This is a genomic window from Pseudomonas sp. HPB0071 (assembly GCF_000478505.2).
Lineage (GTDB): Bacteria > Pseudomonadota > Gammaproteobacteria > Pseudomonadales > Pseudomonadaceae > Chryseomonas > Chryseomonas luteola.
This window is the reverse complement of record NZ_KI517367.1, coordinates 828,369-845,689: the sequence shown is the minus strand read 5'-3', so window position 1 is coordinate 845,689 and position 17,321 is coordinate 828,369. Positions and strand designations below refer to the sequence as shown.

Annotated in this window: 18 protein-coding genes and 1 pseudogene; 11 read left to right on the top strand and 8 right to left on the bottom strand. The window is 53.3% G+C overall.

The genetic code is table 11. The features are described 5' to 3' along the window. Positions 1–95 precede the first annotated feature (95 nt). From HMPREF1487_RS04280 to yaaA, 3 genes and pseudogenes are all read right to left on the bottom strand, one after another. Positions 96–305: pseudogene (locus HMPREF1487_RS04280) on the bottom strand (sugar phosphate nucleotidyltransferase); the annotation flags it as partial. A gap of 497 nt (positions 306–802) precedes the next feature. Continuing rightward, positions 803–1,477 (bottom strand): PilZ domain-containing protein, encoded by a 675-nt coding sequence (locus HMPREF1487_RS26240; RefSeq protein WP_010795365.1) that lies wholly within the window; start codon positions 1,475–1,477, stop codon positions 803–805. Positions 1,478–1,583: 106 nt separating this feature from the next. After that, entirely contained in the window at positions 1,584–2,360 is a 777-nt protein-coding gene (gene yaaA / locus HMPREF1487_RS04270) for a peroxide stress protein YaaA (RefSeq protein ID WP_010795364.1), read from the bottom strand. A 378-nt stretch (positions 2,361–2,738) separates the two neighbouring features. Here yaaA and HMPREF1487_RS04265 point away from each other — a divergent pair, with 378 nt between their 5' ends. From HMPREF1487_RS04265 to HMPREF1487_RS04245, 5 genes are all read left to right on the top strand, one after another. After that, a complete protein-coding gene (locus HMPREF1487_RS04265) occupies positions 2,739–4,130 on the top strand; it encodes a PhoH family protein (protein WP_010795363.1) in 1,392 nt (463 codons plus the stop codon). Between the two features lie 101 nt (positions 4,131–4,231). Further along, positions 4,232–4,708: a cyclic pyranopterin monophosphate synthase MoaC gene (gene moaC, locus HMPREF1487_RS04260; RefSeq protein ID WP_010795362.1), complete on the top strand. Its 477-nt coding sequence runs from the start codon at positions 4,232–4,234 to the stop codon at positions 4,706–4,708. Beyond that, positions 4,705–4,956, top strand: a complete 252-nt coding sequence (locus HMPREF1487_RS04255; protein WP_010795361.1) for a MoaD/ThiS family protein — start codon at positions 4,705–4,707, stop codon at positions 4,954–4,956. The genes moaC and HMPREF1487_RS04255 overlap by 4 nt, the downstream gene beginning before the upstream one ends. Before the next feature lie 2 nt (positions 4,957–4,958). Continuing rightward, positions 4,959–5,408, top strand: a complete 450-nt coding sequence (gene moaE / locus HMPREF1487_RS04250) for a molybdopterin synthase catalytic subunit MoaE (protein ID WP_010795360.1) — start codon at positions 4,959–4,961, stop codon at positions 5,406–5,408. 36 nt (positions 5,409–5,444) lie between these two features. Then, positions 5,445–5,834, top strand: a complete 390-nt coding sequence (locus HMPREF1487_RS04245) for a DUF3592 domain-containing protein (RefSeq protein ID WP_010795359.1) — start codon at positions 5,445–5,447, stop codon at positions 5,832–5,834. Between the two features lie 44 nt (positions 5,835–5,878). On the opposite strand, the gene rhlB is transcribed toward HMPREF1487_RS04245, so the two are convergent. From rhlB to HMPREF1487_RS04230, 3 genes are all read right to left on the bottom strand, one after another. Beyond that, positions 5,879–7,330 carry an ATP-dependent RNA helicase RhlB gene (rhlB, locus tag HMPREF1487_RS04240; protein ID WP_010795358.1) on the bottom strand — a complete coding sequence of 484 codons (1,452 nt, stop codon included), beginning with the start codon at positions 7,328–7,330 and terminating at the stop codon, positions 5,879–5,881. Positions 7,331–7,435: 105 nt separating this feature from the next. Further along, a complete protein-coding gene (locus HMPREF1487_RS04235) occupies positions 7,436–8,374 on the bottom strand; it encodes a GGDEF domain-containing protein (RefSeq protein WP_037030444.1) in 939 nt (312 codons plus the stop codon). Between the two features lie 205 nt (positions 8,375–8,579). Beyond that, on the bottom strand, positions 8,580–9,239 hold the full coding sequence (locus HMPREF1487_RS04230; RefSeq protein ID WP_010795356.1) for an alpha/beta hydrolase: 660 nt from the start codon (positions 9,237–9,239) through the stop codon (positions 8,580–8,582). A gap of 402 nt (positions 9,240–9,641) precedes the next feature. On the opposite strand from HMPREF1487_RS04230, the gene HMPREF1487_RS04225 reads away from it, so the two are divergent. The 6 genes from HMPREF1487_RS04225 (at position 9,642) to HMPREF1487_RS04200 (ending at position 15,193) form a co-directional block, all read left to right on the top strand. Further along, positions 9,642–10,670, top strand: coding sequence for an amino acid ABC transporter substrate-binding protein (locus HMPREF1487_RS04225; RefSeq protein WP_010795355.1), 1,029 nt, complete (start codon positions 9,642–9,644; stop codon positions 10,668–10,670). Positions 10,671–10,741: 71 nt separating this feature from the next. Continuing rightward, positions 10,742–11,917: an amino acid ABC transporter permease gene (locus HMPREF1487_RS04220; RefSeq protein WP_010795354.1), complete on the top strand. Its 1,176-nt coding sequence runs from the start codon at positions 10,742–10,744 to the stop codon at positions 11,915–11,917. 9 nt (positions 11,918–11,926) lie between these two features. Continuing rightward, a complete protein-coding gene (locus tag HMPREF1487_RS04215; protein WP_010795353.1) occupies positions 11,927–13,024 on the top strand; it encodes an amino acid ABC transporter permease in 1,098 nt (365 codons plus the stop codon). A gap of 13 nt (positions 13,025–13,037) precedes the next feature. Further along, a complete protein-coding gene (locus HMPREF1487_RS04210) occupies positions 13,038–13,805 on the top strand; it encodes an amino acid ABC transporter ATP-binding protein (RefSeq protein WP_010795352.1) in 768 nt (255 codons plus the stop codon). Between the two features lie 132 nt (positions 13,806–13,937). Further along, positions 13,938–14,204 (top strand): GIY-YIG nuclease family protein, encoded by a 267-nt coding sequence (locus tag HMPREF1487_RS04205; protein ID WP_010795351.1) that lies wholly within the window; start codon positions 13,938–13,940, stop codon positions 14,202–14,204. Between the two features lie 53 nt (positions 14,205–14,257). After that, positions 14,258–15,193, top strand: coding sequence for a glutathione S-transferase family protein (locus HMPREF1487_RS04200; protein ID WP_010795350.1), 936 nt, complete (start codon positions 14,258–14,260; stop codon positions 15,191–15,193). Between the two features lie 43 nt (positions 15,194–15,236). On the opposite strand, the gene yejK is transcribed toward HMPREF1487_RS04200, so the two are convergent. Together yejK and rlmF are read right to left on the bottom strand one after the other, a co-directional pair. After that, positions 15,237–16,244: a nucleoid-associated protein YejK gene (yejK, locus tag HMPREF1487_RS04195; RefSeq protein WP_010795349.1), complete on the bottom strand. Its 1,008-nt coding sequence runs from the start codon at positions 16,242–16,244 to the stop codon at positions 15,237–15,239. An 84-nt stretch (positions 16,245–16,328) separates the two neighbouring features. Beyond that, positions 16,329–17,318 carry a 23S rRNA (adenine(1618)-N(6))-methyltransferase RlmF gene (gene rlmF, locus HMPREF1487_RS04190; RefSeq protein WP_010795348.1) on the bottom strand — a complete coding sequence of 330 codons (990 nt, stop codon included), beginning with the start codon at positions 17,316–17,318 and terminating at the stop codon, positions 16,329–16,331. Positions 17,319–17,321: the final 3 nt, after the last annotated feature.

The following is a 17,321-nucleotide window of genomic DNA, read 5'->3' as shown; positions in this document are numbered from 1 at the left end:
GGTTACCTGGTCGATTTTGATCGACGGCCCGCTTTCAAAAGCAGCGAGGGCTGAAGTCGACCGGAAATACAGGGCTACTTCAGACCTTCCTTAACAGCCTTGAGCTGCTCCTCAACAATATAGCGGTGCTCGATATTGCAAACAATCAAGGGCTGCTGCATGCGTTCTTCGCAGGCCAGTCTTGATATGGTTTCCTGGAACAGGGTCTTTTCGCTTGCCAAAGCCAGGAACTGCTTTGGATACATTTTTCGAGATAGCGGCCAGAGTCGTGAACCGCTTCCCCCGGAAAGAATCACTGGAATCATGGCATTCTCCTTCAGCGCTTGCTGAGTTGTAGGTCGCAGTCCCTTCGGGCGGGACGAAGCGTCCGTGCTTCTAGTTCCTGCTTGAGCAGGGTTATGAAATAAAAAATAAAAGCCAGGCTAATTAGTTAGCTTTTTTAATTACAAATTAATTACAGCTTATAGGCAGTACATCATCCCCAGGCTAATAAGCATTGAATTGCTCCACCCAAACGATGATCGTTACCGCTGATTAGAATGATAATTTAGGAAGATGGCTCGAATGATTCCTTTGTGCCATCAAGGTCTTCATTGACATAGTGCTCTTAAAAAAGTTCATTAAAGCCTAAGCACTCCAAAATGCCAGGGCAGGAATCAACTGTAGTAACGCTAGTTCCTCTGAGACTTCTTTTCTGTGAATCGTTCACCGAAAAAAGTGGCTTCTTTTCTTTTTGTGATCTGGGTCAAGCCACGAAGGAGAAAAGCAGCCCTTGTTTAGAGCTGCAAGAGAGGAGGTACGGCTAGGCGTGAGAGGCAGCGAAGATCTTTACAGGGGTACCTGTATAGGCCACGGGAATTTGTGTTCCAGGCTCAATGGTCGCAATGACTACGTAAGTGGCGCCAGCTGCCTCAAGCGTTAAGGAGGTAATGATCCCTGACCTTGGCTGTTGCTCATCGAACAGATAAAAGTCGACTGACGAGCCTGGCAGAACAAGGTGATACTCATCGAATTCAAACCGCCCTTCGATGAGTGGTACTGTTCCGCTTTCTTTTATAAGCCCGGCGGCTCCTCTGCTTAGCCGTTTCTGGGCAAATGCCGAGTCGATCATATGACTGACGGTAACGTCATCATTAAAGCGATAAGCCTCAATCAGATATTGAAGCGCAGAAAGTTCTTTGGGGGCGAGGTTATAAAAGGCGCAACCCACCCGACCTGTATCCCGGTCAACTGATTTGATTTCAAATGTTACGTCAATAGCAAGACTAAGGGAGTTGATTGAAAAAAGCAGTTTGCCCTTGAGGTTATCGCCAGTACGGGCGGTAATCGATTTTGAGATAAAGCTAAATCCGCCTATGGAAAGCTCAAGCAATTGATGCTCCATGCCTTCACGGTGGGCGCCTTGATACCGGATCCTGGCTGGTAGCTGAACGCGTAGGTGTTGCCTTTGTGTAGAGCTGGTGTCGGGTGCGCTCATTGGATCTATCTCCATTGTAAAATTTTCATCTGCTTTAACAAAAGCAGGCAGGCGAAACTAAGCATGATTAATAGGGAAGGCTTATATGAAGAAATTATCTGTTCATTTAAACAATATTGTCTCGCAGGAAGATCAATTTTTCCTGAGTAGAAGATTGTTCACTAAAAACATACCCTTCAACATCAAATGACTTTAAATCGGCAAGGTCTCGTAACCGGTTTTTTATAATGTAACGCGTCATGAGTCCACGGGCTTTTTTTGCATAGAAGCTGATGATCTTGTATTGACCGCCTTTAAGATCCCGAAACTCGATATCGATAACGCGGCCCTTGAGTTGTGCACGTTTGACGGAGCCGAAATATTCGTTCGAGGCCAGGTTGATGAGAATGTCGTCGCCCTGATTTTCCAACGCATCATTTAATCGCTGTGTGATGTGCGTGTCCCAGAAGGCGTAAAGGTCCTTGCCGCGTGAGTTGACCAACTTGGTTCCCATCTCCAGCCGGTAGGGCTGCATAAGGTCCAGAGGACGCAAGATGCCATAAAGGCCGGACAGCATGCGCAAGTGTGTCTGGGCAAAGTCAAAGTCAGCATCGTCGAAATCCTCAGCCGCTAAGCCGGTATAGACGTCACCCTTGAAGGCCAGTAGAGCCTGTTTGGCGTTTTCAGGCGTAAAGTCTGGAGACCAGCTGGCAAAGCGTGCAGCGTTAAGGCCGGCGATCTTGTCTGAAACTCCCATGAGTTTTGCGATATCGGCAGGCGAAAGCGTAACGAGCTGATTGATCAACGCTTGAGCGTCGTCGAGGCATTCAGGCTGTGTATAGCGCCGAGTGGCTGGCGGTGTTTCGTAGTCAAGGGTTTTGGCGGGTGAAATCACCATCAGCATGGTATAGAGCTCCTTTCGATTAACGGCTCATTGTAGGCCGTGCACAAAACGTAGCTCCAGTTGGAAAAAGCTATATGGCATATGAAGGTAGGAGGCTCTGTAAACAGCGGGTAAAAACTTTAGTACCACATCGGCAACGTTGCCAGTGGTATTAGCCAATAAGAAAAAAATGGTGTCCAGTTAGAAAAAAGGGGTTTTGCCTGCTCAAAGATTAGGGTATTACCAAGATGTCCGCTGCACGAACGGGGTTGCCCTTGAGTTGCAGGCTTGGCCCTGAAGCCCCGAGGTGTGGTGGCACCTTTCGCTGCGGAGCGCCGTATTGGCCTCCGTCGACTGGCCACAAGAGTCCCGTTGGGATTCTCGATGAGGTGAACGAGTATGGATGATCATGGACGCTCCCGCCCCACCCAGCCCACCCTCTATGTGCTCGACACCAACGTACTGATTCACGATCCTAATGCACTGCTGAACTTCGAAGAACATCACGTTGCTATTCCGATGACGGTGTTGGAGGAGCTCGATAAGTTAAAAACCGGGAAACATAGCGTGGCTGCCGAGTGCCGTCAGGCGATTCGGCTGATTGATACCGTTCTTGCTGAGGCCTCTCCTCAGGATGCCGAAAAAGGTGTGCCCATACCGCGCGGCAAAGGGGAGACGAAAGGGTATCTCTCCATTCTGATGAACAAGCGGGCGGCCCCTGTTACCTGGCTGCCTGATAATCACAACGATAATCGCATCATCAATCAGCTGGTTGAATTGTGTACTCACCATTCCGGTGAGCGCGTAGTGCTGGTAACCAAAGACATCAACATGCGTTTAAAGGCGCGGGGATGCGGGATTGATGCGGAGGATTACCATACCGATCAGCTGGTAGATGATATTGCACTGTTGTCGCGTGGCTATCACACCCTTGAAGGTTCTTTCTGGGATCGCGTCAGCAAGGTCGATTCACGGCAGGATGTAGGACGCGTCTGGCATCGGATACAGCTGTCCGAGAGTTTGCCGCCAATGCACCTCAATGACTTCATTGTCGACGAGCAGGGGTTCGTTGGTTGGGTCAAGGCTGTTCGAGATGATGAACTCATCATTCTCGATATGCATCAGGAGCCTCTGCTGCATCAAGAGGCCTGGGGCCTTCGGCCTCGAGACATCTACCAGGGCCTAGCGTTGTTCGCTCTGTTGGATCCTGACATCCACCTGGTAAACCTGACCGGGGCCGCCGGGTCGGGGAAAACCATTCTTGCCCTGGCCGCAGCCATTGAACAAACCATGGTTACCAAGCGTTATCGTCGAATCATCGCGACGCGTAGCGTTCAGGGACTGGATGAGGATATTGGCTTCCTACCCGGCACCGAGGCGGAAAAGATGGAGCCATGGCTAGGTGCCATTACCGACAACTTGGAAGCGCTGCATATGGATGATGAAAGTCCTCATAGCAGCGTCGACTACATCCTGAGTAAGGTGCCGCTTCAGTTCAAATCCTTGAATTACATTCGTGGGCGTAGTTTCCAGCAGAGTCTGATCCTTATTGATGAGTGCCAAAACCTTACGCCGCATCAGATGAAAACCATTATTACCCGCGCCGGTGCCGGCTCAAAAGTCATCTGTCTGGGTAACCTGGCGCAGATCGATACGCCGTATCTGTCAGCAACCAGTTCAGGATTGACGTATCTGAGCGAGCGTTTCAAGGGCTTCCCCCACGGGGTGCATATTACGTTGCAAGGCGTGCCTCGCTCGGTGCTGGCCGAGTACGCCGAAGCGCATATGTAATGACCTCCTGGCAGGAAACCGGCAAAGGATATTGCCAGTTTCCTGCTTATCCTGTTCGTCCATAGTAGAATCAAGGGCCTCTGTATAACGGAAGGCCAAACATGCTGACCCATCTTGATTCCCAGGGGCGCGCCAACATGGTGGACGTTACCGACAAGCAGGTAACGTTTCGTGAAGCTGTTGCTGAAGCGCAAGTGCGCATGCTCCCTGAAACACTACAAATGATTCAGCAGGGCGGCCACCCGAAAGGTGACGTCTTTGCAGTGGCGCGTATAGCCGGTATTCAGGCGGCCAAGAAAACCCATGAATTGATCCCCTTGTGTCATCCGCTTCTGCTGACAGGCGTGAAAGTTGAACTCACTGCCTGCGAGCCCGATAGCGTTCATATTCAGGCAACGTGCAAATTGTCAGGCCAGACGGGTGTGGAAATGGAAGCCTTGACTGCTGCCAGCGTGGCGGCCTTGACGATCTATGACATGTGTAAGGCTGTGGATCGAGGCATGAGTATCGAAGCGGTTCGTCTGCTGGAAAAAAAGGGCGGAAAGAGCGGCCATTTCAAAGTGGAGCACGACGCATGATCGAAGTGCATTATTTCGCACGGTACCGTGAAGCATTGCAATGCGAGCACGAGCGCATTCAATGGCAGGATGAATTTACTCAGCTAAACGATCTTCGTGCTCACCTGATCGCTAGAGGTGGGGTGTGGGCTGAAGTGTTAGGCGAGCGGAACCTGATGTGTGCACGTAACGAAGAGCTGTGCACATTGGGTGAGCCGTTGGTTGACGGTGATCAAGTGGCTTTCTTCCCGACTGTAACGGGAGGTTAGACATGACCATACGAGTGCAGGCCGAGGCGTTCGATCCTGGCGTCGAAACCAGCGCAATGCATGCGGCCAATGTAGGCGTGGGTGCCGTCGTAACCTTCATAGGCTATGTGCGCGACTTTAATGATGGACTGGATGTATCCGGTCTTTATTTGGAGCATTTTCCTGGCATGACTGAAAAGTCGCTGGCGAAGATCGCTCAGGAGGCAAACTCTCGTTGGCCGCTACTCAAGGTGGATATCATCCATCGGGTAGGGCGTCTGGAGCCTGGTGAGCCCATCGTTTTCGTAGGTACGGCAAGCGCACATCGTCAGGCGGCGTTCGAAGCCTGTGCATTTATCATGGACTATTTGAAAACAAGGGCGCCTTTCTGGAAGAAGGAAGACACTCCCCAAGGCCCACGCTGGGTTGAAGGCAAGAGCAGCGATATCAGCGCTGCCCAGCGCTGGAAGTAGGCCCATGCTCTGACAGCGTAAAACCGGAGGGCAGGTATGGTTTGGCTGTGTGCGATGGGAGCCATTCTTGGGCTGGTACTTGTCATAAGCCTCTGTCAGCTGTGGCAATGGCTGAAGCTGACAGACAGCGCATTGACAGACGGGTATATCGTTTCTCTGGAAAAGGCCCCACTCTATCGGCTGACATTCAGCTATCAGGTCCAAGAGCAGCGCTACAGCCTGAACTTCCTGGATACGCTAATGGGGTATTCGTCTTCCAGTCTAAAAGCCTTGGCGGAGCAGGTAGCAGTAGGCGATAGGATCAAGGTTTACTATTGCACCAGCGACCCTTCGTTCTGTTGTGTGGGCTTTAAACCAACACACAGGAGTATCGTTAAGGTCTGGTTGTTGAACCTGTTGGCACCGCTGGCACCTTTTGGCTTTTGAGGCGCGCAAAGGGGAGCAGAGTGTTCGACTCCGCCCCCGAGTCGTCAGGAATGCTTGCGTGGGACTGGCTTGAGTAGCTCTGCCGGAGGCATATCACATGCGATTTTGCGGCCTAGCAATGTCTCGATTGGCGGTAGGGCAAATGCGTCGTCCTCGCCTGCAAAACTGATTGATATTCCGCTGGTACCTGCACGACCTGTACGTCCTATCCGGTGTACATAGTCATCTGGATCTTCCGGTAGCGTGAAATTGATAACGTGGCTAATGCCGTCGATATGAATGCCACGACCCGCGACATCTGTAGCGACCAGGACACGGATCTTGCCCTCGCGGAAGCCTTCCAGCGTTCGGATCCGCTTATGCTGTGGAACATCGCCCGACATCTGCGCTGCACTGATGCCGTCTTTAGTCAGACGTTCCTCAATACGACGTACCTCATCCTTGCGGTTGGCGAAAACCATCACGCGTTCCCAGTTGTTCTGGCTGATAAGGTTGTATAGCAAACGATACTTGTCATCTGAAGACACTGCGTATACGCGTTGGTCAACGGTCTCGCTGGCTACGTTTTCAGGCTCGATTTCCACAATGGCTGGATCGACTGTCCACTGCTTGGCAAGGTTCATGACGTCCTCGGTAAAGGTGGCCGAGAACAGCAAGGTCTGACGTTCGTTCTTGTGGGGAGTCTGGCGAATAATCTGGCGGACCTGGGGGATAAAGCCCATGTCGAGCATGCGATCCGCCTCGTCCAGAACCAAGACCTCCACCATATCCAGATGAACCTCGCCACGCTGGTTGAAGTCCAGCAAACGCCCTGGTGTTGCGACAAGGATATCGCAGAACCGCGACTCCAGTTGCTTGAGCTGTTTGTCGAAATCCATTCCGCCTACAAAGGTCATCACATTGAGGCCCGTGTACTTGGTCAGATTTTCTGCATCCTTGGCAATCTGTACGACCAGCTCTCGAGTCGGCGCAATAATAAGTGCACGTGGCTCACCCATGTAGCGCTCTTCAGGCGGCGGGGTGGTAAGCAGCTGGGTAATGGTCGAAATCAAAAACGCGGCTGTCTTGCCCGTCCCGGTTTGAGCTCGACCTATGGCATCTTGGCCTTTCAGTGTAAATCCCAGAACTTGTGCCTGGATGGGCGTGCAATAAGGAAAACCCAGGTCATGGATGGCATGCATCAGGCTGGGTGCAAGGTTGAAGTCGTGGAAGCGGACCTTGCCTTCCTGAGGCTCTACTGCAAAGTCATTAAGCGTCCAGTTGCTGACAGGCGCCTTGCGCTCGCGTCGTGGCTTTGGTGATCTGGTCGCTGCAGGTTTCCCGCTTTCTTTCTTCGGTGGCCTGGGCTGACGCTCGGCTTTCGCCTGAGTCGTGGGTTGTGCCTGTTCAGGCTGTGACGGGGTTTCGTCGCGCTGAAGGGGCGCAACCTTTTCAGGGGTGGGCTGAGGTGCTTGCGCATCTCCTTTGCCAAATAGTTTTTTTAGTGCCTTGAGCACGGTTTATCTCGTAATTTGAATAGGAATTAAGCCAGGAGTGTAAAGCAAGTTACGGGCCTGGCAAATGAGGCTTGATCGAGAGGAGGGAGGGGAGTGTTGCCTGTTTTAGCCAAACAGGCAATTTCTTCCGTTGCGCTTGGCTTCATAAAGCGCTTTATCTGCACGCTCTATGTGAGTCTCGAGCGTATCCTGTTTATGCATTTCAGCCAAGCCGATTGAAATGGTAACGCCTGGTAATTTGCCGGCAGGAGAGTAAAAGTCGGCGATACTGGCAAGGCTTTCCCGCAAACGCTCGCCAATCATCCGAGCTTCAGGCTTATCCAGCTCGGGAAGCAGAATGACAAATTCTTCTCCACCGTAGCGCGACATGCTGTCCTTAGGCCTTAACTGGGAACGTAGGGTATTGGCTACCATGCAAAGTGCGTAGTCGCCTGCCAGATGCCCATACGTATCGTTATAGCGTTTGAAATGATCCACATCGAGCATCAACAGGCAAAGCGGCTGCTGGTTGAATGCGCAGCGGGTACTTTCTCGCTCATAGAGTTGTTCAAGGCGCCTGCGATTGAACAGGCCGGTAAGCGTGTCGACATTCGCGTTGCGCTCGGTATCCAGAATGATTCGATTGTTCTGGCGGACACGCTCACACAGGATTTCAAGCAGGTTCTGAGTGGTTTTAGGAGAATGCTCCATCAGTTGGAACAGGTCCTTGCGGTGCAGGCCTATGACTTCGCAGACTTCATCGGCGATCACGTACGCCGTTGGCTTGTGATTGTCGAGAAAGCTGACCTCACCTGCACAGTCGCCCTCACTCAGAACGGATACAGGTTGATTATCCAGCGACTCCAGATGAACCCTGAAGCGGCCCTGGACAATCATATAAAGGTAGTGATTATGTTCGCTGGGCGACAGAAGCATCTCGCCTGGGTTCAGAACACGCTTGGTCAGCGTGCGGGCCAGTTTTTCAAGGTGCGACAGATCAACATCCCGGAACAACCGTAGATGGCGTATATGCTGAAGGTTTTCCTGCCACTGAGGAATAGCCATCATCAGCATGGCATTACAAGAGTGAAAACGGTGCCAGAAGGCATGGTCGCTCCAAAACTACAGAAAGCGGACGTATAGAGATCACTTCTTGACTGAGATAAGTAAAGAAAGTTCTTGATCCATTGTTCAGTACTGTGAGCGTTATCTTGTTTTGTATATGAACTGGTACAAAGGCTCAACGACAACAGCCGTTAAGCCGTCACTCTCAAGCCAAACGGTCCTGTAACCACTGAGCGATCAGGGCGATTTCTTCCTGTGTTACTTCATGGCCCATGGGATAGTCCTGCCATTGAACAGGCACCTGCTCCTTGGCGAGAAAATCATAGGCTTCACGTCCCAACCCCAGCGGTACAACATCATCGAGCGTGCCATGAATGCATAGCACCGGAATGTCTCGCTGAGCCTCACTGGCAAGCGTTTCCTGGAAGCCGGGTGCATAGGTCGAAAGAGCCAGTACGCCACCTAGAGGTTTGTGGGCAATGGCGAAAGCAGTATGAAACACGACTGCTCCGCCTTGTGAAAAGCCTGCTAGCACAATGCGTCGGGCATCAATGCCTATGTCCATCTGCTGCGTGATCAACTCATCGACATAGCGGGCCGACTCATCCAGTTGTGAGTGATCAATGGCGCGTGCAGGTGACATGGCCAGGATGTCGTACCAGGACGGCATGGCCCAGCCGCCGTTGATACTAACTGGGCGTGAAGGGGCCTGAGGCAGTACAAAACGGGTCGTCGTGAGCACGCGCTGCACTATTTCGGCCACCGGCTGAAAATCGTAACGGTCTGCGCCCAGGCCGTGTAGCCAGATCACGCATGAGTTTGCGGGTTGGGGGGATTCGATGATCAGCGGAGTTATTTCAGGCATGTGTGCTCCATAAAAGTGCGTTCTGATCGGCAGCGGTAACAAATGGTGCGTTAAGAGGATGTCGCATTTATATAAATTCTTTTGCAGTCTCAGTGAAGTTTACTAAGCCGCTTCGATTCTGCCATGTCGCTATAAGTGGTCCGCCTTTTGCTGTATCTGCAATGTGTGCTTTTTGATGCACCGACAGGTAACACAACGTTGTCATGTTGTCTGGTGTATTAAAGGCCACTCGGTCAAGCAAATAAAAACAAATATTTCCAGCAGCGAGCCGAGAGCGAAGGGGTTGAACCTCTCAATTCCTCGATGGTTCTTGCGATGTATACGTTGCTCTCATGGCTGCGTACAAGCCCTAAAGGGCAAGCGGGACCGGATGCTGACTTTTATAACAACTGGAGGTTATCGATGAAAATGGTGAAATCCACCCTGGCGATTCTGACCACTGCGGCTGTATTGGGTGTCAGTGGCTTCGCCCATGCAGGTGCGACCTTGGATGCCGTGAAGAAAAAGGGCTTCGTGCAGTGCGGTATCAGTGATGGTCTGCCTGGCTTCTCCTATGCAGAGGCGGGTGGCAAGTATGCAGGTCTTGATGTTGATGTATGCCGGGCAGTGGCTGCTGCCGTATTCGGTGACGCCGAGAAAGTCCGCTATTCACCATTGACTGCCAAGGAGCGTTTCACGGCGTTGCAGTCTGGCGAAATCGATATTCTCTCCCGTAATACTACCTGGACCAGTTCACGGGACGCTGGCATGGGTATGAATTTCACGGGCGTAACGTACTACGACGGCGTTGGTTTTTTGGTCAATAAGAAGCTAGGTGTGTCCAGCGCTAAAGAACTCGATGGTGCAACGATCTGCATTCAGGCGGGTACCACGACCGAACTGAACGTGTCTGACTACTTCCGTGCCAATGGCATGAAGTACACCCCGATCACTTATGATCGTTCTGACGAAAGCGCCAAGTCCCTCGAAGCCGGACGTTGTGACGTACTGACGTCCGACCAGTCTCAACTCTATGCCCAGCGCATCAAGCTGGCGAACCCGGACGATTACGTGGTCCTGCCGGAAGTGATCTCCAAGGAGCCTCTCGGTCCTGCTGTACGTCGGGGCGATGATGAATGGTTTGCCATTGCAAAATGGTCACTATTTGCCATGATCGGCGCTGAGGAACTGGGTATTACCTCTGCCAGCGTGGAAGACATGGCCAAGAACGCCAAGAATCCTGATGTGGCTCGTATGCTGGGTGCCGAAGGCAACTTTGGTAACGACCTGAAGCTGCCCAAAGATTGGGCGGTTCAGATCGTCAAGCAGGTTGGTAACTATGGCGAGGTCTTCGAGCGTAACGTCGGCATGGGCAGCGCGCTCAAGATCAAGCGCGGCCTGAATGCTCAATGGAACAAAGGCGGCATCCTGTACGCACCTCCCGTGCGCTGATTTGCCTATCGCCGCGGCCTGGTTAATAGCCAGGTCGCGGCGTTTTGTTTCATCGCATCTCGGAAAACATCATGTCTAAATCAATAGGCACGTCTGGGTCGTTGATCAACGATCCGCGCGCTCGCGCCTGGGCGTTTCAGATACTGGCTATTGTGGCGGTCGCTGCACTTGGCTGGTACTTATTCAACAACACACAAACCAACCTGGAACACCGGGGGATTACCTCCGGTTTTGCTTTTCTTGAGCATAGCGCAGGCTTTGGCGTTAGCCAGAGTCTGATCGACTACAAGGAATCGGATTCTTATGGCCGACTCTTTCTGGTCGGCCTGGCGAATACGCTTCTGGTATCCATCCTGGGTATCATCCTGGCCACTGTGCTGGGCTTTATCATCGGTATTGCTCGTCTTTCGCCGAACTGGCTGGTACGTAAACTCGCCGCGATCTATATCGAGACCTTTCGCAACATTCCGCCACTGCTCCAGATATTCTTCTGGTATTTCGCTGTGTTGCGTCTGGTGCCCGGGCCCCGACAGAGCCTCAGCTTCTTCGACACGTTGTTTCTGAACAACCGAGGACTGTACGTTCCAGCACCCGTGTCGGCAGAAGGTGTCGTACCGTTCCTGGTGGCGATTGCGCTAGCTGTTGTGGCCAGTATTGCCCTGGCGCGCTGGGTAAAGGTTCGGCGTGACAGGACCGGAAGAGGCTTTCCGCTGCTGATCTCGATTATCGCTTTGCTGATCGTTCTGCCAGGTTTGGCAGCCCTGATATTTGGTGCGCCGTTCCATTGGACCGTTCCGCAGCTCAAGGGCTTCAACTTTCAGGGCGGCTGGGTGGTGATTCCTGAGCTGTTCGCCTTGCTGGTGGCACTCTCCGTTTATACCGCAGCATTCATTGCTGAAACGGTACGTTCGGGTATCCAGTCGGTGAGCCATGGGCAGACCGAAGCAGCCAATTCCCTGGGGCTGAAGCCTAGTCGGACGCTACGCCTGGTCATCATTCCCCAGTCCATGCGGGTCATCATCCCGCCACTGACCAGCCAATACCTTAACCTGACTAAGAACTCATCATTGGCTGCCGGTATTGGCTATCCAGACATGGTGTCGCTGTTTGCCGGTACGGTACTGAACCAGACCGGGCAGGCGATCGAGACCATTGCTATCACGATGTCAGTCTATCTGGTTATCAGCCTGAGCATTTCGCTGTTAATGAACGTGTACAACAAGCGAATGGCTTTGCGTGAGCGATAAGAGGCGATCATGACTACACATACGTTCAAACCTGATCTGCCGCCGCCGAATCGCTCGGTCGGTGCGTGGGCCTGGATGCGGGCCAATCTCTTTTCCAGCGTTTACAACACGCTGCTTACGTTACTTGCTCTGTATCTGGTCTGGCTGTTGGTTCCGTCCATGATCAAATGGGCTTTCCTGGATGCAACGTTCAGCGGGACCGAGCGTTCCGACTGTACGCCGGGAGGCGCATGCTGGGTATTCATCAAGATGCGCTTTGGTCAGTTCATGTACGGGTTTTACCCGCCGGAGCTGCGCTGGCGTGTGGATGTAGCGCTGGTGCTTGCGGTTCTGGGTGCTGCACCGCTGTTCATCAAAGCGATGCCCCGAAAGGTAGTTTATGGCATCGTTTTTCTGATCGTTTATCCCGTTGTTGCCTGGGTGTTGCTGCATGGCGGCGTGCTGGGTCTCGACGCGGTGCCCACCAGCCGTTGGGGTGGCCTGACGCTGACACTGGTCATTGCCTCTGTAGGTATTGCCGGTGCGCTGCCGCTGGGTATATTCCTGGCATTGGGACGTCGTTCGGAAATGCCGGCCGTACGCGTGTTGTGCGTGACCTTTATCGAGTTCTGGCGGGGTATTCCGTTGATCACGGTGTTATTCATGTCATCCGTCATGCTGCCGTTGTTCCTGCCTGAAGGTATGAGCTTCGACAAACTCTTGCGGGCACTGATTGGCGTCATCCTGTTCCAGTCAGCTTACATTGCCGAAGTCGTGCGTGGTGGTTTGCAGGCGATCCCGAAAGGGCAGTACGAAGCGGCGTCAGCCATGGGGCTGGGCTACTGGCGCGCCATGGGGCTGGTCATACTGCCTCAGGCATTGAAGCTGGTGATCCCGGGAATCGTGAACACGTTTATCGCGCTGTTCAAGGATACCAGTCTGGTGATCATCATTGGTCTGTTCGATCTCTTGAACAGCCTGCACCAGGCTACCGTTGATCCAGCCTGGCTGGGTATGTCGACCGAAGGCTATGTCTTTGGCGCATTGATTTATTGGGCTTTCTGTTTCGGTATGTCGCAGTACAGTCAGCGTCTGGAACGCCGTCTCGACACCGGCCATCGCCGCTAAGGAGCGAATCAGCATGAGTGAAAATGCCAAGACTCTGGGCATCGGTGACAAGATCATGATCCAGATGCAAGACGTGAACAAATGGTACGGTCAGTTCCACGTGCTTAAGGACATCAACCTGACGGTCCGACAGGGCGAGCGTATCGTGCTCTGCGGCCCGTCAGGGTCAGGCAAGTCGACCACGATCCGCTGCATCAATCGCCTGGAAGAGCATCAGAAGGGCAATATTGTCGTTGATGATGTAGAGCTCAATGGGGACCTGAAAAACATCGAGGCCATTCGCCGTGAAGTCGGGATGGTCTTCCAGCATTTCAATCTGTTCCCTCATCTGACGGTACTGGAAAACTGTACGCTGGCCCCTATCTGGGTACGTAAGCTACCCAAGAAGGAAGCCGAAGAAGTCGCGATGCATTATCTGAAGCGCGTACGCATTCCAGATCAGGCTCACAAGTATCCAGGACAGCTCTCCGGTGGTCAGCAACAGCGTGTGGCCATTGCCCGTGCGTTGTGTATGAAGCCCAAGATCATGCTGTTTGACGAGCCTACCTCAGCGCTTGACCCGGAAATGGTAAAGGAGGTGCTCGATACCATGATCGGTCTTGCTCAGGATGGCATGACCATGCTGTGCGTGACTCACGAAATGGGTTTTGCCCGAACGGTAGCAAACCGTGTGATTTTCATGGACAAGGGTGAAATCGTGGAGCAGGCTCCGCCGGATCAGTTCTTCGATAATCCTCAAAACGAGCGTACCAAGCTCTTCCTGGGTCAGATCCTTCACTGATCCATCAAGAAAGGCGCCTCAGGGCGCCTTTCTTATTAGGCTGTCCTTTTACCGGGCCAAGCGAGAGAATACAGCTACGCTCTCTGGTTGAATGGCTTGCTGTACGTGGACGCCTTACCCTTATCCTTGACCATGACTCATCCGCTGCGGCCATGGTTCGTCTATCTGGTCAGAGCTGAAAATGGCTCACTCTACTGCGGCATCAGCAATGACCCTCAGCGCCGTTTCAAGGCTCACCAACAAGGCAAGGGGGCTCGTTTTTTTCATTCAAGTCCTGCCAAGGCACTGGTCTATACGGAGCCGTGTGTAGACAAATCTGCAGCGCTTCGCCGTGAACGCGCCATTAAAAAACTCAAAAAGAACATCAAGGAAGCCATGATAGTGGCTCAGGGAGGATAGTCTTCAAAGGGTAGGGCGGTTACTCTGCGCTTCTCCAATAAGAGGGCGTGCGCATGACCGATCTCATCCTGCATCACTACTGGACCTCTCCGTTTGCCGAAAAAGTTCATCTGCTGATGGGTTTCAAGCAGCTGTCCTGGCGCTCCGTCATCATTCCCCGTGTCATGCCAAAGCCGGATCTCACCGCATTGACCGGCGGCTATCGTAAGACGCCTGAGCTTCAGGTTGGGGCAGATATCTATTGTGATACGGCGCTGATCGCGCAGCGCCTGGAGCAGGCTAAGGCCACTCCTACGCTCTTTCCAGAGGGCCAGGAGTTTGTCTGTCGCGCCTTTGCAGCCTGGGCCGATAGTGTAGTGTTCCAGCACGCCGTGGCACTGATTTTCCAGCCCGACGTCATCGCCGAGCGCATGGCCAATGTTCCGCCTGAGCAGGCTCAAGCGTTCATGGCGGACCGTAAGGCGCTTTTTGAAAAGGGAAATGCACCTCGGGTTACGGCAAGGCAGGCGGCCCAACATTGGCCCACCCTAATGGCACGACTTGAGGAGCAATTGGCGCGCAGCAGTGGCGAATACCTCTTCAATGCTCCCTCTATCGCAGATTTCTCGCTGGCGCATTGCCTCTGGTTTTTGCAGTCGGCCCGTCAGACTGCGCCTCTGGTGGACACTTATCCTGAAGTATCCGCCTGGCTAGGCCGCGTGCAGGGGTTCGGTCATGGCACTTATTCCGACCTGAGCGCAGAGGAGGCCATACGCATTGCGTATGATTCCGATCCTGCCCCTATTCCAGAAGGGGGAATGTTCTTGCCGGCGGGCCTTGCTCAAGGCGATCGTGTAGCGGTTTCAGCTCAGGATTATGGACTGGAGGAGGTAGAAGGTGAATTGCTCTATGCCGGGACAGAGGAAGTAATTCTAAGACGTGAGGACGAGCGTGCCGGCATTGTCCATGTTCACTTTCCCAGGATAGGATTCAATATCGAAACGCGATGAGGCTGACAGGCAGAGCGATCAAGGGTGTCGCTCTGCCTGGCGGTCAGTCCTTGCGGCGCTTGATCTGATCTTTTAGCTGGGTAGGGATCTGTCGGATGATCAATACGTCCTGAGACTCGTCGTACTCTACCTTGGAGCCAAGCAGGTGAGCCTCGAAGCTGATGGACAGGCCCTCGGCGCGCCCTGTAAAGCGGCGAAATTGGTTGAGGGTGCGCTTGTCTGCAGGGATTTCAGGCGCAAGTCCGTAGTCCTTGTTGCGGATGTAATCATAGAAGGCCTTGGGCTGCTCTTCACTCATCAGCTCCGACAGTTCATCCAGGGCAATGGGCTCACCAATACGGGCCTGGGTGCTGGCATAGTCGACCAGGGTGTCGGTTTTTTCCTTGGCTTTCTCCTCAGGCAGGTCTTCGCTTTCTACATAGTCGCTAAAGGCCTTGAGCAGGGTGCGCGTCTCGCTGGGCGCATCGACACCTTCCTGGCAGCCAATGAAGTCACGAAAATAATCCGAGACTTTCTTGCCGCCCTTGCCCTTGATAAAGGAGATGTATTGCTTGGACTGCTTGTTATTACGCCACTCAGAAATATTAATGCGTGCCGCCAAATGAAGCTGCCCGAGGTCCAGGTGTTTGGCGGGAGCTACGTCCAGGGTGTCGGTTACGGTTACGCCTTCACTATGATGCAGCAGGGCAATGGCAAGGTAATCCGTCATGCCTTGCTGATAATGGGCAAAGAGAACATGGCCGCCTGTTGAAAGGTTTGAGCCTTCCATAAGCTGCTTGAGGTGCTCGACGGCCTGCTGGCTGAATGCAACAAAGTTCTTGCCGCCGTCCAGATACTCATTGAGCCAGCCACTGAAGGGATAGGCACCGGACTCCTTGTGGAACAGGCCCCAGGCCTTGTTGGGTTTGGCGTTATAGCTTTCGTTGAGATCGGCCATCAGGTTTTCGATGGCCTGGGATGCCTCGAGCTCGGCTTCACGGGCATGCAGCGTAGCGGGCTGACCGTCGGGTTTCTTGTCGATCAGGTGAACGATAGCGTGGCGAATGGGCATGGGACTCTCTATCAATGAAGCGCAGGCGACATTGCCGCGAAAATCAGATGTGGCCTGATAGTGTACCGCACCCGTGCGACGGGCTTAATCGGCATTCTTGATCCAGCGTGTGCGGCGCCATTGGTCTTGAGCATCCGGTGAAAGAAAAGTCCAGGCCACCAGCCGGCTGCGTTTCTGACCTTGGGACATGTCGATCGTACGGATATCTACCGCATGGACCTGCTTTAGAGCAGCCACCAGACTGTCGACATTAGAAACCTTGGACACCAGAGTACTAAACCAGAACACCTGCGGACCATAGCAGGCACTGTCTTCTGCCAAGGTGCGTACAAAGCGGGCTTCACCGCCCTTGCACCATAGCTCAGCGCCCTGACCCCCGAAGTTGAGTACGGGCAATTTGCGCTTCGGGTCCAGTTTGCCAAGGTTTTTCCACTTGCGCTGACTGCCGCTGCGCGCTTCTTCCAGAGAGGTGTGAAAGGGCGGATTGCAGAGGGTTATATCGAAACGATCATCTGGGGCGATGATGTTTCGAAACGTGCGGTTCTGCTCGGTCTGCTGCCGTAACGATATGGCCTTGGTCAGCTGATTGCCTTGCAGGATGGTCTTGGCGGAGGCCAGCGCCGTTGCGTCGATATCGGCCCCAACGAAATGCCAGCCGTACTCGTGATGGCCAATCAGCGGATAGATGCAGTTGGCGCCAACCCCTATATCCAGCGCCTTGATCATAGCGCCACGAGGAACAATACCCTCATTACGTTCAGTCAGCAGGTCTGCCAAGGAATGAACATAATCTGCGCGGCCTGGAATAGGGGGGCATAAATAGCCTTCCGGGATGTCCCAGTGGGCAATTCCATAATATTGCCGGAGCAGGGCGCGATTGAAGACTTTGACAGCGGCAGGATTGGCAAAGTCGATGCTTTGCTTGCCGTAGGGGTTGATGATGACGAAGGGCGCCAGTTCAGGGCAGGCCTTGATCATCTTGGCAAAATCATAGCGCCCCTGGTGACGGTTGCGGGGATGCAGAACCCCTTTATTCAGGTTGGGGGCAGCGGGGCGCTTGGGTGGCTGAGTCATGAA

Coding starts and splice junctions, on each gene's coding strand:
- HMPREF1487_RS26240 (WP_010795365.1), bottom strand. CDS start 1,477: ATGAGCGCACCCGACACCAGCTCTACACAAAGGCAACACCTACGCGTT.
- yaaA (WP_010795364.1), bottom strand. CDS start 2,360: ATGCTGATGGTGATTTCACCCGCCAAAACCCTTGACTACGAAACACCG.
- HMPREF1487_RS04265 (WP_010795363.1), top strand. CDS start 2,739: ATGGATGATCATGGACGCTCCCGCCCCACCCAGCCCACCCTCTATGTG.
- moaC (WP_010795362.1), top strand. CDS start 4,232: ATGCTGACCCATCTTGATTCCCAGGGGCGCGCCAACATGGTGGACGTT.
- HMPREF1487_RS04255 (WP_010795361.1), top strand. CDS start 4,705: ATGATCGAAGTGCATTATTTCGCACGGTACCGTGAAGCATTGCAATGC.
- moaE (WP_010795360.1), top strand. CDS start 4,959: ATGACCATACGAGTGCAGGCCGAGGCGTTCGATCCTGGCGTCGAAACC.
- HMPREF1487_RS04245 (WP_010795359.1), top strand. CDS start 5,445: ATGGTTTGGCTGTGTGCGATGGGAGCCATTCTTGGGCTGGTACTTGTC.
- HMPREF1487_RS04235 (WP_037030444.1), bottom strand. CDS start 8,374: ATGGCTATTCCTCAGTGGCAGGAAAACCTTCAGCATATACGCCATCTA.
- HMPREF1487_RS04230 (WP_010795356.1), bottom strand. CDS start 9,239: ATGCCTGAAATAACTCCGCTGATCATCGAATCCCCCCAACCCGCAAAC.
- HMPREF1487_RS04225 (WP_010795355.1), top strand. CDS start 9,642: ATGAAAATGGTGAAATCCACCCTGGCGATTCTGACCACTGCGGCTGTA.
- HMPREF1487_RS04220 (WP_010795354.1), top strand. CDS start 10,742: ATGTCTAAATCAATAGGCACGTCTGGGTCGTTGATCAACGATCCGCGC.
- HMPREF1487_RS04215 (WP_010795353.1), top strand. CDS start 11,927: ATGACTACACATACGTTCAAACCTGATCTGCCGCCGCCGAATCGCTCG.
- HMPREF1487_RS04210 (WP_010795352.1), top strand. CDS start 13,038: ATGAGTGAAAATGCCAAGACTCTGGGCATCGGTGACAAGATCATGATC.
- HMPREF1487_RS04205 (WP_010795351.1), top strand. CDS start 13,938: ATGACTCATCCGCTGCGGCCATGGTTCGTCTATCTGGTCAGAGCTGAA.
- HMPREF1487_RS04200 (WP_010795350.1), top strand. CDS start 14,258: ATGACCGATCTCATCCTGCATCACTACTGGACCTCTCCGTTTGCCGAA.
- yejK (WP_010795349.1), bottom strand. CDS start 16,244: ATGCCCATTCGCCACGCTATCGTTCACCTGATCGACAAGAAACCCGAC.
- rlmF (WP_010795348.1), bottom strand. CDS start 17,318: ATGACTCAGCCACCCAAGCGCCCCGCTGCCCCCAACCTGAATAAAGGG.